The organism is Aureimonas glaciei, assembly GCF_014643375.1.
GTDB classification, from domain to species: domain Bacteria; phylum Pseudomonadota; class Alphaproteobacteria; order Rhizobiales; family Rhizobiaceae; genus Plantimonas; species Plantimonas glaciei.
The window spans coordinates 343,997-357,100 of the sequence record NZ_BMJJ01000001.1; the positions used below are offsets into that span (position 1 = coordinate 343,997).

Consider the following 13,104-nt stretch of genomic DNA (forward strand, 5'->3'; position numbering starts at 1 on the left):
TCTGCCACGACGCGATCAGCGTCTCCCCGTCGCGACATCGTTCGTGGCACCCGCAGCCCCCGGCTCTTGCACCGGGGGCTGCACCTGTTTCAGGGGCAGAGTTTACGGCTTGGCGCCGAGCACCTTGCGACGGGCGGCGGCCTTGCGGGTCGCGCGTTCGATGCGCTGATCCTTCTGCTGCCCGGCCTCGAGGCGCGCGGCCTTCAGGCGCGCGGACTTCTCCAGTGTAGTCTCTACCCGCGCCGGCTCTTTGCGATCGTCCGCCATTCCTCGTCCTCCCGCTCGTCGTCCACCGCAGCCGAAAGCGAGCATCGCCCCGATCTAGTGGGCGATGCTCTTTCGCCTCAGTCAGGCTCCGTCAGATGTCCAGATTGGCGACCTGCAACGCGTTGTCCTGGATGAACTCGCGGCGCGGCTCGACCTCGTCGCCCATCAGGCGGGAGAACAGGAGGTCGGCTTCGGTGGCGTCCTGGATCTTCACCTGCAAGAGCGAGCGCACTTCCGGATCGAGCGTGGTCTCCCACAGCTGCTCGGGATCCATCTCGCCGAGGCCCTTGTAGCGCTGCAGCGTCAGGCCCTTGCGGCCGACGTCGAAGACGGCCGTGAGCAGCTCCATCGGGCCGGAAAGCCGGCGTTCGGTGTCCTTGCGCTTCAACACGGGCGAGCCGGTATAGACGTCGCCGAGCCGGGCCGAGAGCCGGTGCAGGGCCAGCGCGTCGCCGGAATTGATCAGCGGCGCGTCGACATTGCGCACTTCCAGGACGCCTCGCACGGTGCGGGTGAAGCGGTAGCCGCCGCCGTCGATCTCGCCGGACCAGGGGCCGTCGCCTTCCTCGGCGATCTCGTCGAGACGGGCAGCGATCCGGGCGACGATGGCGGTGGCTTTCTCCTTGTCGTCGGCGACATCGGGATGCAGCGCGCCGGCGATCGCCGCCTGCTCGACCACGGCGCGGTCGTAGCGGCTGTGCAGGCCCGCCAGCACCGAGCGCAGCGCCAGCGCGTCGTCGACGGCGGCGCGCAGGTCGCGTCCGGCCCTGACTTCGCCGTTCGACAGCGTCAGCGTCGCATCGTCGAGCCCACCCTCGATCAGGTAGTTCTCCATCGCCTTCTCGTTCTTGAGATATTGCGACTGCTTGCCGCGCGTGACTTTGAACAGCGGCGGCTGTGCGATGTAGACGTAGCCGCGCTCGATCAGCGCCGGCATCTGCCGGAAGAAGAAGGTGAGCAGAAGCGTGCGGATATGGGCGCCGTCGACGTCGGCGTCCGTCATGATGATGATCTTGTGGTAGCGCGCCTTGTCCGGGTTGAACTCGTCCTTGCCGATCGAGGTGCCGAGCGCGGTGATCAGCGTGCCGACCTGGTCGGAGGCGAGCATGCGGTCGAAGCGAGCCCGCTCGACATTGAGGATCTTGCCGCGCAGCGGCAGGATCGCCTGGTTTTGGCGCGAGCGCGCGCCCTTGGCCGAGCCGCCGGCGGAATCACCCTCGACGATGAAGATCTCGGATTTGGCGGGATCGCGCTCCTGGCAGTCGGCGAGCTTGCCGGGCAGGGACGAGATGTCGAGCGCGCCCTTGCGCCGCGTCAGCTCGCGCGCCTTGCGCGCCGCCTCTCGGGCGGCGGCGGCCTCGACGACCTTGGCCATGACGACCTTGCCTTCGGCGGGGTGCTCCTCGAACCACTCCTTCAGCTTGTCGTTGACGAGGCTCTCGACCACCGGGCGGACCTCGGAGGAGACGAGCTTGTCCTTGGTCTGCGAGGAGAATTTCGGATCCGGCACCTTCACCGAGAGAACGCAGGTCAGCCCCTCGCGGCAATCGTCGCCGGTCGGCTGGACCTTTTCGCGCTTGAGGGTGCCGGAGCTTTCGGCATAGCCCGTCACCTGCCGCGTCAGCCCGCCGCGGAAGCCCGCCATGTGCGTGCCACCATCGCGCTGCGGGATGTTGTTGGTGAAGCAGAGCACCGTGTCCTGGTAGGAGTCGTTCCACCACATCGCGACCTCGACGACGATGCCGTCCTTCTCGCCGTGCAGCACGATGGGGTCGTTGATCAGCGGCTTGCGGGCGCGGTCGAGATAGCGGACGAAGGCCTCGAGCCCGCCCTCGTAGAACAGCTCGACGCGCTTTTCGTCGACATGGCGGCGGTCGGTGAGGACGATCATCACGCCGGAATTCAGGAAGGCCAGCTCGCGCAGCCGGTGCTCCAGCGTCGCGATGTCGAACTCGACCTTGGTAAAGGTCTCCTGCGAGGGCTGGAAGGTGATTTCGGTGCCGGTGTCGCTGCCGGCGTCGCCGGTGGCGATCAAAGGCGAATCGGGCACGCCGTGCGTAAAGCTCATCTCGAAGATCTGGCCCTTGCGGCGGATCTTCATCTTCAGCCAGGCGGAGAGCGCGTTGACGACGGAGACGCCGACGCCGTGCAGGCCGCCGGAGACCTTGTAGGAATTCTGGTCGAACTTTCCGCCGGCATGCAGCTGGGTCATGATGACCTCGGCCGCCGAGACGCCCTCGCCGGTGTGGATATCCGTCGGAATGCCGCGACCATTGTCGGTGACGGTGCAGGAGCCGTCCGGGTTCAGCGTCACGGTGACGAGCGTCGCGTGCCCGCCCAGCGCCTCGTCGATGGCGTTGTCGACGACTTCGTAGACCATGTGGTGCAGGCCCGACCCGTCGTCGGTATCGCCGATATACATTCCGGGACGCTTGCGGACCGCGTCCAGTCCCTTCAAAACCTTGATGGAATCGGCGCCGTACTCGGCGATTTCACCGGGGTTCGTCTGGTCCGTATCTGACATGAAATTCCCTGAGCTCGGGCGAGGGCGCGTCTGCAGCGAATCGCCGATATGTGTCGGACGAATATAGTGATTGCGGCCGGGCAATCCAAGTCGCCTCGCCCGGTTGGGAAAGTTGGCGCCCGCCACGCGGCGACGGCGCGCCGCCAGCCGATGGAACCCGCGGCCGACATCCGCACTTTAGCCCGTCGAATCAGACGCTTCGGAGAACGTCATGCGCCCCATCCTCCCTTGCCTCCTCGTCGCTCTCCTGGCCGGCTGCACGAACGCCGTTCCCGACGGCACGCGCTATCCCAACGGCTCGCCGATCTATGGCGCGCGCGTCTCCGGCAATCCCGCGCCGCGCGGCAGCGAGGCCTTCTGTCGGACCTATGCCCGGCAGACTGCGGGCAACCAGTACGAGGGCAGTCGGGATTCCGGCGACAGCATCGGCTCCAATCTGATGGCCCGCCGTCAGGCGGAAATGGCAGGCGAGCGCGCCTACCAGCGTTGCCTGTCCGGCCGTCGCAACTGAACGATCGCGGCTGTCCTGCGGTGATCGACGCCGGTAAAAGCCGGCCGAACCCCTATATGCGGGGCAGAGGAGAACCCGCATGGACCAGCGTCCCGTCCCGTTTCGCGCCCCCGCGCCCACGCCCCCGCCGGAGCAGCTGAAGCTTTTCAAATTCATCTATACGGCGGCGCGAAATCCCCTGCAGATCTGGAGCGAGAGGGCCTATCGCGAGCCCTTCCTGCGCGCCGACTGGCTGAAGGTGCCGACGATCATCGTCAACGATCCCTCTGCCATCCGCTATCTCCTCGTCGACAACGCCCAGAACTACGCCATGCAGCCGCTGCGCCAGCGCCTTCTGCGCCCGGTCATGCGAGACGGACTTCTGACCGCCGAGGGTGAACTCTGGCGGCGCACCCGCCGGGCGCTGGCGCCGGTATTCACGCCGAGGAACATCGAGGGGTTTGCGCCCGTCATGCAGCGCCGGGCGGCGCGATTCGCCGAGACGCTCACGGCCCTGCCTGGAGGTCGGGCCGACATCGCCTACCAGATGACGCTGCTGACCTACGACGTCCTGCAGGCGACGCTCTTCACCGACGACATCGCCAGCGAGCCCGAGGAATTCGCCCGGTCGATGGAGCGCTTCATGGGCCGCATGGGGCGCGTGGATCCCCTCGATCTTCTCGATGCCCCGGCCTTCCTGCCGCGGCTGACGCGGATCATGGCCGGGCGGTCGCAGGCCTATTTCCGCCAGCTGATCGGCGCGACGATCGACCGCCGCATGGCGCTGGTCACCAGCGACCCGGATGCCGCGCCGCGCGATTTCCTGACGCTTCTGCTGGAAGCCGAGGGCCTGTCGCGCGCCGAGGTCGAGGACAACATCATCACCTTCATCGGCGCCGGCCACGAGACCACGGCGCGGGCGCTGGGCTGGACGCTGTACCTCCTCAGCCAGGCGCCGGAGGAGCGGGCGAAGGTCGAGGCCGAGCTCGACGCCCTGCTGCCGGGCCTCGGCGACGATCCGGCCACCTGGCTCGACCGGCTGGTGCACACGCGGGCGGTCTTCGAGGAAGCGATGCGCCTCTACCCGCCGGCCCCCTCGCTCAACCGGACGGCGCTTCGAGACGACCGTTTTGGCGACCTGGCTATCCCCGCCGGCGCGTCGGTGCTGGTCATGCCCTGGCTCGTCCACCGGCACGAAGGCCTGTGGAAGGATCCCGCTTGCTTCGTGCCGGCGCGCTTCATGCCCGAGAACCGAGGGACGATCGACCGCTACCAGTACCTGCCCTTCGGCGTCGGTCCGCGCGTCTGCATCGGCCAGAGTTTCGCCATGCAGGAGGGCGTGATCCTCCTCGCCGAGCTGATGCGGCATCTGCGCTTCGACTTCGTCGGCGCGCGGCCGCCGTTTCCGATGCAGAAGATCACCGTCCAGCCCGATCGAGGTTTTCCGATGCGGGTGACGCGGCGCTGAGCGCGCGCCTTCCCCGGACACGGCGACAGAAGCTGCCCTGCCGCTCAGCTGTCCCGGCGCCGCGTTGAGCAACGGCGCCGGGGTCAAGCAAGCGGCGAGCGCCCGTCAGATCGACGGCGCGCCTTTCGGCGGGGTCACCGGCTCGTCCTCGACGAGGCCGTCGAACAGGGCCGTCGAAAGATAGCGCTCGGCGAAGGAGGGGATGATGACGACGATGTTCTTGCCCTCGTTCTCTGGCCGCAGACCCACCTTGATCGCGGCGGCGAGCGCGGCGCCGGAGGAGATGCCGACCGGCACGCCCTCGAGCCGGGCGACGAGCCGGGCGTATTCGAAGGCGGTGTCGTTGCCGACCGTCACCACCTCGTCGTAGATCCCGCGGTCGAGAACGCCCGGCGCAAATCCCGCGCCGATGCCCTGGATCTTGTGCGGTCCGGGCGTGCCGCCGGACAGGACAGGCGAGGCTTCCGGCTCGACGGCGATGATCTGCAGGGCGGGATTGCGGGCCTTCAACACCTGGCCGGCGCCGGTGATGGTGCCGCCGGTGCCGATGCCGGAAACGAAGATGTCGACCTTGCCCCCGGTATCGTTCCAGATCTCCTCGGCCGTCGTCACCCGGTGGATCTCGGGATTGGCGGCGTTCTCGAACTGCTGCGGGATGACGGCGCCTGGAATGTCCTTCAGGAGTTCCTCGGCCTTGGCGATGGCGCCCTTCATGCCCTTGGCGCCCTCGGTGAGGACGAGCTCGGCGCCGAGCAGGCGCAGCATCTTGCGGCGCTCGACCGACATCGTCTCCGGCATGGTGAGGATCAGCTGATAGCCCTTGGCAGCGGCGGCGAAGGCGAGGCCGATGCCGGTATTGCCCGAGGTCGGCTCGATCAGCGTGGTTTTGCCCGGCGTGATCGTGCCGGCCGCCTCCAGCGCCTCGATCATGGCGACGCCGATGCGGTCCTTGACGCTGGAGGTGGGGTTGAAGAATTCGAGCTTGGCGAGGAGGTTCGCCTTCACGCCCTTCTCGCGCGCCAGCTTGTCGAGGCGCACGATCGGCGTGTCGCCGATCGTGTCGACGATGGAATCATAGATCCGCCCGCGCCCGTGCGTGCGTGCCTTGGTCTCATTCACTGGCTTGTCCATACCTGTCGCTCCCTGTTCCGATGCATGCTGGGAAGGCGGCCGGTCGCCGGCATGGCCGATGCGCCGGGACCGCTCCCGCTTCCCGTCCACAATAGGGCAAACCGCGCGGTTCGCGAGACCCAGGGCTTTCGGATGCGGCACGGGAGACGAAACATCTTTCCGGCGGCCTGCCGAATCGGGCACGGCCTTTCCTGCCGCGTCGAGATGCGCGGGCGAGACGGAGGCCCCGGACCGGCCCCGGAGCAGGGGCGGCAGGCGCCGCTGCGGCTCTCCTGGCGGTCTCCCGCAAATGAATCGACGACACGCGCAAGTCGAGTGTCTGAATTCACACTTCGGCAAGGCGGCACGGCCACAGTCGAATCCTGTTCTGTTCCGAGAGGCTAACGTCTTGTCCCAGCATCTGGAATCCATCAAGCGCATCTGCTTCGAGACGCTCGGGCTGACGGCGGCGATGGGGGCCGTGACGGTGGTCGCTGCCTATCACTACTTCGATGGTTTCGGCTTCGAGTCCGCCCGGGCGGCCGTCGTGTTCTCGCTCAGCGCCATCTTCCTCAGCGCCGTGCCCATCCAGATCTACATCATCGCCCGCGTGGCCGGCCTGCGCGCGGACAATACCGTGCTGTTCGACAAGGCGACGCGCGACGGGCTGACCAAGGTTTTGAACAAGACGACCTTCCGGGCGGAGGTGGAAGGCGAGCTGCGCCATCTCGGCCGGCGCCGGACCGACGGCCAGTCCTTCACGCTGCTGATTCTCGACGCCGACCACTTCAAGCGTATCAATGACCGGCTCGGCCACGCCACCGGCGACCAGGCGCTGATCGCCATCGCCACGACACTGCGGCGCTCGTTGCGCCAGGACGACATCGTCGGTCGGATCGGCGGCGAGGAGTTCGGCATCCTTCTGCGCAATGCCGGATTCGAGGAGGCCCGCCTCGTTGCCGAACGGCTGCGCGTGGCGATCAACGGGCTCACCGTCGGCCCGATCGCCCAGCCGACCCGGCTGTCGGTCAGCCTCGGCGGCGTCACCTTCCAGAACGCGATGCCCTACGACATGATCTATCGGGCCGCCGACGCCAACCTCTATAAGGCCAAGCGGAACGGTCGCAATCGCGTCGACCTTGCCAACATGGCGCGCCTCGTTCGCCGTCCCGGCGACAATACGGGCGCCACGGGGGCGTTGACGCGCGAGCTCGCGGGCACCGTGGTGCGCGATGGCGGCCGCCAGCGCGCGGGATAGACGGCCCCCTACCGCCCGGGACCGCCGCCAAAGCCAGAGGCCGCGTCTCACACGCCCGTGGAGCCGAAACCGCCGCTGCCGCGCGCGCTCTCGTCCAGCGCGTCGACCGCCTCGAAGGCGGCCACGACCACTGGCGCGATGACGATCTGGGCGATGCGGTCGCCATGCCGAATGGTGAAGTCGGCTTCCCCGTGATTGACGAGGATCGCCATCACCTCGCCGCGATAGTCGCTGTCGACCGTGCCGGGCGCGTTGAGGACGGTGACGCCGTGCTTGGCGGCCAGGCCGGAGCGCGGCCGCACCTGCATCTCGAACCCTTCGGGGACGGCGACCTGCAGGCCGGACGGCACCAGCGCCCGTGCGCCGGGCTCGAGCACCAGGGGCTCGGCCAAGGCCGCCATCAGGTCCGCGCCTGCGGCGCCAGGGCTCTGGTAAGCGGGCAAAGGCAGGTCGCCGGCATGGGGCAGGCGGACGAAGCGGACGATGGGGGCGGTCACGGGGCAGTCTCCAAAAGCACGGCCAGGCGGTCCGCCAGTTTTTCGGCGACCGCTTCCTTCGTCATCTGCGGCCAGGCCTCGCTGCCCGACCTTGTCACGAGATGGACGGTGTTCGTCGCCCCGCCCATGACGCCCTGGTCGGCGCCCCCCTTCGAGACGTCGTTGGCGACGATCATGTCGGCGCCCTTGCGGTCGAGCTTGGCGACGGCGTTGGCGAGGAGGTCGTTGGTCTCGGCGGCGAAGCCGACGACGAGGCGCGGCCGCGCGCGGTGGTGGCCGGTGGTGGCGAGGATGTCCGGATTTTCGACCAGCGCCAGCGCCGGCGGGCCGCCCGGTCCCTTTTTCATCTTGCTGTCGGCGGCATCAGCGCTGCGCCAGTCGGCCACCGCCGCGACGAAGACGGCGATGTCGGCCGGCAGTGCATCTTCCACCGCCGCCAGCATCTCGCGCGCGGTTTCCACCGCAACGAGATCGACGCCCGCCGGCGTCGCGATCGTGACCGGGCCGGAGACGAGGGTCACCCGCGCGCCACGACGAGCGAGGGCCGCGGCGATGGCGTGGCCCTGGCGGCCGGAAGAGCGGTTGGCGATGTAGCGCACCGGGTCAATCGGCTCGTGCGTCGGCCCTGAGGTGACCACCGCGTGCCGCCCGCTGAGGCTTTGTGCGACGGGGGAAAGGAGTTCTTCCAGCGCGGCAACGATCTCCAGCGGCTCGGCCATGCGGCCGAGGCCCGCTTCGTTCTTCTCCGCCATCTCGCCGGCTCTCGGGCCGACGACATGCACGCCGTCGGCCTCGAGCTGCGCCAGATTGCGGCGCGTAGCGGGATGATCCCACATGGCCGGGTTCATCGCCGGAGCGATGAGGACGGGCACGCGCGCCGCCAGGAGCACGGCCGCGGCCAGATCGTCGGCTCGCCCTGTCGCCAGCATCGCCATGCGGTCTGCCGTCGCCGGCGCGACGACGATGGCGTCGCAGTCGCGGGCGAGCCGGATATGGCCGACATCCTGCTCGTCCTCGCGGTCGAACAGCTCGCCATAGACATGCCCCCCGGCGAGCGCGCCGACCGACAAAGCGGTGACGAATTCGCCGGCCGCCCGCGTCATCACCGGAATCACCGTCGCGCCGCGCTCGCGCAGCCGGCGGATGAGATCCAGCGCCTTGTAGGCGGCGATGCCGCCGCCGACGACGAGGAGGATGCGCTTGGCCGAAAGCGTATTCACGATGCAGTATCCCAGGGATTGATCAGCGACAGGCCGACGCCCTCGAAATCCCGGACGTTCCGGGTGGCGAGCGTGGCCCCGTGCTCCAGCACGGTCCCGGCGATGAGGCAATCGGGAATTTCCACGGGGCGCCCCATCTGCCGTCGTCTGACAAAAATATCGGCAGCGTGTTCCGCTGTCGCGGGTCCGAACGGCAGCAGAGGCCCGAACAACCCGGCGTCCTTGATCTCCCGATAGGCAAGCTCAAGCCTTTGCCGTCTCGCCGAGGGCGGAAGGAGTTTCAGACCAAAGCGGATTTCGAAGAGGGTGACGGAACTCAGCGCAACGTCTGTTCGGTCGAGTGACATGAACCACGACGCCACCACCGTCGCGGGCGCAGGCTTGATCAACTCGGAGACGAGATTGGTGTCGAGGATGATCATTCACCGAGATCGACGGGTCGCATTTTCCACGACTTGCGGTCGGGTAGTTCCAGTTCGAAATCGATGCCGCCGCCAATTTCCTCTTTGAATCGCTGCAGGCGTTCCCACGCAGTCTCGCGTGAAATGTCCTCGGCCGATCCCGGCGCTTCCACCCCGGCGCCCAGCAGTCGCCGGGCTTCGTCTTCAGCCGACACGCCTTTGCGCGCGGCTTGCGCCTCCAGCGCCTTCATCACGCCGTCGTCGAGGTTGTGGATCGTCATGCTCGCCATGCTGCGCCCTCCGGCCTGACCGGCGGGAATTCTAGGACCGGGGCGGACCGCTGGCAACGTCTCTCACGTCAACAGTCCGACCGCGATCCCGACCAGCGCCAGCGCCGTCACCCATTGCGCGATGTGGCCGGAAATGATGCCGAGGCGGGTGTCCTGGGCGAGCTCCACCAGCGTGTCGTCGTTGATGCGCAGGCCGTTCTCGATCAGCTCGGGCATCTGGTGGGCGAGGATCTCGATGCCGTCGGCAAACTGCGGCAGGCGCTTGGCGATGCGCATCAGGGCTTCCAGCCCGTCGCGGGCGTCGCGCAGCTTCGCCGCCGGCCCGAGCTCGGACAGGATGTATTCCGACACGACCGGCTCGGCCGCGACCCACATGTTGAATTTCGGGTCGAAGGAGCGGGCGACGCCCTCGACGACGACCATGGTCTTCTGCAGGAGGATGAGCTCGGGCCGCGTGCGCATCTCGAACAGCTCGGTCACCTCGAACAGCAGCGTCAGCAGGTGGCCCATCGAGATGGTCTCGGCCGGCTGGCCGTGGATCGGCTCGCCGATCGCGCGCAGTGCCTGCGCGAAGGACAGGACGTCCTGGTTGCGCGGCACGTAGCCCGCCTCGAAATGCACCTCGGCGACGCGCTTGTAGTCGCGGCGGATGAAGCCGTAGAGGATTTCGGCGAGGAACCGCCGGGAATCGGCGCTGAGCCGGCCGACGATGCCGAGGTCGACGGCGACGATGGTGCCGTCCGGCGCGACGAAGAGATTGCCCGGATGCATGTCGGCATGGAAGAAGCCGTCGCGCATCGAGTGGCGCAGGAAAGACTGCACGACGTTGACGCCGAGCGCCGGCAGGTCGTGGCCGGCCGCCGTCACCGCGGCGACGTCGTTCATTTTGATGCCGTCGATCCACTCCATCGTCAAAACGTCGCGGCCGGTGCGCTCCCAATCGATGGTCGGCACCCGGAAATACGGGTCGTCCGCGACGTTCTCGGCCATTTCCGAGGAAGCGGCGGCCTCGAGCCTCAGATCCATCTCGATCCGCGTCGACTGCGCCAGCGTCTCGACCACGGCGATCGGCCGCAGCCGCCGCGAGGATTTGACGAAGCGCTCGAGAAAGCGGGCGATGAAGGCGAAGGCCTCGAGCTCGCGCAGGAAGCGCAGGCGTACGCCAGGGCGGATGACCTTGACCGCAACGTCGCGCTCGCGCCCTTCGCGGTCGCGCACCCGCGCCCGGTGGACCTGCGCGATGGAGGCGGCGCCGACGACCTCGCCGAACTCCAGGTAGAGGTCGTCGATGCGCCGCCCGAGCGAGACCTCGATCTCGGCGATCGCCTCCGCCTTGGGGAAGGGCGGCACGCTGTCCTGAAGGCTCGCCAGCTCCCCCGCGATCTTGAGCCCGACGATGTCGGGCCGCGTCGCCAGGAACTGGCCGAGTTTGACATAGGAGGGTCCGAGCCGGTTCAGCGCCCGCGACAGCTTGATCGAGCGCTCCGCCTCGTCGGCGGATTTGCGCGCCATGAGGCCGGCGAGGCGATAGGCCAGCAAGGGGCCGGCCGTCAGGCCATCGGAAGGCAGCGAGGAGACGACGCCTTCGCGCGCCAGAACATAGGCGGCGCGCACCAGCGCCAGGATGCCGAGGACGGGATTGGCCACCTTGCGCTACAGCTTCCAGCCGGAATGCATCGCCGCGATGCCGCCGGACAGGTTGCGGTGCGTCACGCGTTCGAAGCCCGCCTGCCGGATGGCGGTCTCGAAATTCGCCTGGTTGGGGAAGCGGCGGATCGATTCGACGAGGTATTCGTAGGACTCTCGGTCGCCGGCGACGACCTTGCCGATCGCCGGAATCGCCTTGAACGACCAGGCCTCATACAGCTTGTCGAGCACCGGCAGATCGACCTCGGAGAATTCCAGGCACAGGAACCGTCCGCCCGGCTTCAGCACGCGAAAAGCTTCGGCGAGCGCCAGGTCGATGCGCGGCACGTTGCGGATGCCGAAGGCGATCGTATAGGCGTCGAAGGCGCTGTCCGGCAGGTCGAGGCTTTCGGCATTGCCTTCGACGAAGGTGAGATTGTCCGACAGCTTGCGCTTTTCCGCCCGCTCGGCGCCGACGGCCAGCATCGAGCCGTTGATGTCGAGCACCGTGCCCGTCGCCGCGCCGTTCGAGGCCTCGACGATGCGGAAGGCGATGTCGCCGGTGCCGCCGGCGACGTCGACGAAGCGCCAACCGGGGCGCTTGGACGGGGCGAGCCAGGAGACCATGGCCGATTTCCAGATCCGGTGCAGGCCGCCCGACATCAGGTCGTTCATCAGGTCGTAGCGCTCGGCGACGCGGTGGAACACCTCGTTGACGCGCGCCTGCTTCTCGCTGGCACCGCCGACGGACTCAAAGCCGTAGGTCGTCTCCATTCCCTCGGCACCGGTAACGCGGCTTCGCGACATCTCTTGAACCTTCTGACGGACCAGCGCCGTTCGGCGCGGGCGGTGGGCGGGAGCGATCGAGCGCCGGCCTGCGCTTCCTCTAGCGGAACGGAAGCGGACAGGCCATGTCTGGCGTCCACAGACTTGGCGCCGCCCCACGCGGACGACACCTTTTTCCGAGGACTTAAGCTGCCATGCCCGAATTGCCAGAGGTGGAGACGGTTCGCCGCGGCCTGCAGCCCTTCATGGAAGGGGCGCTGATCCGCCGCGTCGAGCTGAAGCGCCCGGACCTGCGCTTTCCCTTGCCGGAGAATTTCGCCGGCCGGCTCGAGGGCCGGCGGATCGAGAGCCTCGGGCGGCGGGCGAAATACCTCTTGGCGCACATCGCCGATGATTCCGCGGGGTTGATGCTGGCCATGCATCTCGGCATGTCCGGCTCGTTCCGGATGGAATCACCTGATGCCTCGATCCTTCCCGGCGCCTTCCACCATCCGCGCTCGGAGGCGCGCACCCACGACCACGTGCTGTTCCACCTCGATTCGCCGCAATGGGGGGATCTCACCGTCGTCTTCAACGATCCCCGCCGCTTCGGCTACATGACGCTGCACGATGCCGGCGACATGGAGAACCATCCCCATCTCGGCGCCCTCGGGATCGAGCCGACCGGCAATGCGCTCGACGGCGCGGCGCTGGCACCAATGTTTGCCGGCAAGGCGGCGCCCCTGAAGGCGGTGCTGCTCGACCAGAAGCTGATTGCGGGCCTCGGCAATATCTATGTCTGCGAGGCGCTGTGGCGGGCAAAGCTGTCGCCGCGCCGCGCCGCCGGCACTTTGGTGCGCAAGGACGGCCAGCCGACGGCGCGGCTGAACCTCCTCGCCACCCAGATCCGCGAAACCATCGCCGACGCCATCGAAGCCGGCGGCTCGTCGCTGCGCGACTACCGCCAGGCCGACGGCTCGCTCGGCTATTTCCAGCATTCCTTCGCGGTCTACGACCGCGAGGACCAGCCCTGCCGCCATCCCGGCTGCCGCGGCATCGTCGCCCGCCTCGTCCAGTCCGGCCGCTCGACTTTCTTCTGTCCGGTCTGCCAGCGCTGAACCCGCTTGGCGCCCTGGGCCGCTCCCGCTCTTCTCGATGTCAGTGACCATTGACAAGCCTCTGTATCAT

13 protein-coding genes are annotated in these 13,104 nt (G+C 67.9%); 4 read left to right on the forward strand and 9 right to left on the reverse strand.

Annotated elements, in window-relative coordinates; genetic code table 11:
- Positions 1-102 precede the first annotated feature (102 nt).
- Both IEX88_RS01580 and gyrB read right to left on the reverse strand, forming a co-directional pair.
- The gene (locus IEX88_RS01580) at positions 103-267 is read right to left on the reverse strand and encodes a hypothetical protein (RefSeq protein ID WP_188848801.1); all 165 of its coding nucleotides are present in this window, start codon (positions 265-267) and stop codon (positions 103-105) included.
- Positions 268-358: 91 nt separating this feature from the next.
- Complete coding sequence (gyrB, locus tag IEX88_RS01585) at positions 359-2,791, reverse strand: DNA topoisomerase (ATP-hydrolyzing) subunit B (RefSeq protein WP_188848802.1); 2,433 nt, start codon at positions 2,789-2,791, stop codon at positions 359-361.
- A 211-nt stretch (positions 2,792-3,002) separates the two neighbouring features.
- Between gyrB and IEX88_RS01590 the strand changes: the two genes are divergently transcribed.
- Positions 3,003-3,302, forward strand: a complete 300-nt coding sequence (locus IEX88_RS01590) for a hypothetical protein (RefSeq protein ID WP_188848803.1) — start codon at positions 3,003-3,005, stop codon at positions 3,300-3,302.
- A 79-nt stretch (positions 3,303-3,381) separates the two neighbouring features.
- Positions 3,382-4,749, forward strand: a complete 1,368-nt coding sequence (locus IEX88_RS01595) for a cytochrome P450 (RefSeq protein WP_188848804.1) — start codon at positions 3,382-3,384, stop codon at positions 4,747-4,749.
- 105 nt (positions 4,750-4,854) lie between these two features.
- Here IEX88_RS01595 and cysK read toward each other — a convergent pair whose 3' ends face one another.
- Complete coding sequence (cysK, locus tag IEX88_RS01600) at positions 4,855-5,880, reverse strand: cysteine synthase A (protein WP_188848805.1); 1,026 nt, start codon at positions 5,878-5,880, stop codon at positions 4,855-4,857.
- Between the two features lie 388 nt (positions 5,881-6,268).
- Here cysK and IEX88_RS01605 point away from each other — a divergent pair, with 388 nt between their 5' ends.
- Positions 6,269-7,117: a GGDEF domain-containing protein gene (locus IEX88_RS01605; RefSeq protein ID WP_188848806.1), complete on the forward strand. Its 849-nt coding sequence runs from the start codon at positions 6,269-6,271 to the stop codon at positions 7,115-7,117.
- Between the two features lie 47 nt (positions 7,118-7,164).
- Here the strand turns inward: IEX88_RS01605 and dut are convergent, their stop codons facing one another.
- From dut to ubiE, 6 genes are all read right to left on the reverse strand, one after another.
- Complete coding sequence (gene dut, locus IEX88_RS01610; RefSeq protein WP_188848807.1) at positions 7,165-7,614, reverse strand: dUTP diphosphatase; 450 nt, start codon at positions 7,612-7,614, stop codon at positions 7,165-7,167.
- Complete coding sequence (gene coaBC / locus IEX88_RS01615; protein WP_188848808.1) at positions 7,611-8,834, reverse strand: bifunctional phosphopantothenoylcysteine decarboxylase/phosphopantothenate--cysteine ligase CoaBC; 1,224 nt, start codon at positions 8,832-8,834, stop codon at positions 7,611-7,613. Before coaBC ends, dut begins: the two co-directional genes overlap by 4 nt.
- On the reverse strand, positions 8,831-9,256 hold the full coding sequence (locus tag IEX88_RS01620; RefSeq protein WP_188848809.1) for a type II toxin-antitoxin system VapC family toxin: 426 nt from the start codon (positions 9,254-9,256) through the stop codon (positions 8,831-8,833). The genes coaBC and IEX88_RS01620 overlap by 4 nt, the downstream gene beginning before the upstream one ends.
- Positions 9,253-9,525: a FitA-like ribbon-helix-helix domain-containing protein gene (locus IEX88_RS01625; RefSeq protein ID WP_188848810.1), complete on the reverse strand. Its 273-nt coding sequence runs from the start codon at positions 9,523-9,525 to the stop codon at positions 9,253-9,255. Before IEX88_RS01625 ends, IEX88_RS01620 begins: the two co-directional genes overlap by 4 nt.
- Before the next feature lie 63 nt (positions 9,526-9,588).
- Positions 9,589-11,172 carry a 2-polyprenylphenol 6-hydroxylase gene (gene ubiB / locus IEX88_RS01630; RefSeq protein ID WP_188848811.1) on the reverse strand — a complete coding sequence of 528 codons (1,584 nt, stop codon included), beginning with the start codon at positions 11,170-11,172 and terminating at the stop codon, positions 9,589-9,591.
- A gap of 6 nt (positions 11,173-11,178) precedes the next feature.
- Positions 11,179-11,958 (reverse strand): bifunctional demethylmenaquinone methyltransferase/2-methoxy-6-polyprenyl-1,4-benzoquinol methylase UbiE, encoded by a 780-nt coding sequence (ubiE, locus tag IEX88_RS01635; RefSeq protein WP_188848812.1) that lies wholly within the window; start codon positions 11,956-11,958, stop codon positions 11,179-11,181.
- 173 nt (positions 11,959-12,131) lie between these two features.
- Here ubiE and mutM point away from each other — a divergent pair, with 173 nt between their 5' ends.
- Positions 12,132-13,034: a bifunctional DNA-formamidopyrimidine glycosylase/DNA-(apurinic or apyrimidinic site) lyase gene (gene mutM / locus IEX88_RS01640; RefSeq protein ID WP_188848813.1), complete on the forward strand. Its 903-nt coding sequence runs from the start codon at positions 12,132-12,134 to the stop codon at positions 13,032-13,034.
- The last annotated feature ends 70 nt before the right edge of the window (positions 13,035-13,104 follow it).

Excerpts from the sequence above, each read along its gene's own strand:
- IEX88_RS01595 (WP_188848804.1), top strand. The coding sequence starts at position 3,382 with ATGGACCAGCGTCCCGTCCCGTTTCGCGCCCCCGCGCCCACGCCCCCG.
- gyrB (WP_188848802.1), bottom strand. The coding sequence starts at position 2,791 with ATGTCAGATACGGACCAGACGAACCCCGGTGAAATCGCCGAGTACGGC.
- IEX88_RS01620 (WP_188848809.1), bottom strand. The coding sequence starts at position 9,256 with ATGATCATCCTCGACACCAATCTCGTCTCCGAGTTGATCAAGCCTGCG.
- IEX88_RS01625 (WP_188848810.1), bottom strand. The coding sequence starts at position 9,525 with ATGGCGAGCATGACGATCCACAACCTCGACGACGGCGTGATGAAGGCG.
- cysK (WP_188848805.1), bottom strand. The coding sequence starts at position 5,880 with ATGGACAAGCCAGTGAATGAGACCAAGGCACGCACGCACGGGCGCGGG.
- IEX88_RS01580 (WP_188848801.1), bottom strand. The coding sequence starts at position 267 with ATGGCGGACGATCGCAAAGAGCCGGCGCGGGTAGAGACTACACTGGAG.
- ubiE (WP_188848812.1), bottom strand. The coding sequence starts at position 11,958 with ATGTCGCGAAGCCGCGTTACCGGTGCCGAGGGAATGGAGACGACCTAC.
- mutM (WP_188848813.1), top strand. The coding sequence starts at position 12,132 with ATGCCCGAATTGCCAGAGGTGGAGACGGTTCGCCGCGGCCTGCAGCCC.
- IEX88_RS01590 (WP_188848803.1), top strand. The coding sequence starts at position 3,003 with ATGCGCCCCATCCTCCCTTGCCTCCTCGTCGCTCTCCTGGCCGGCTGC.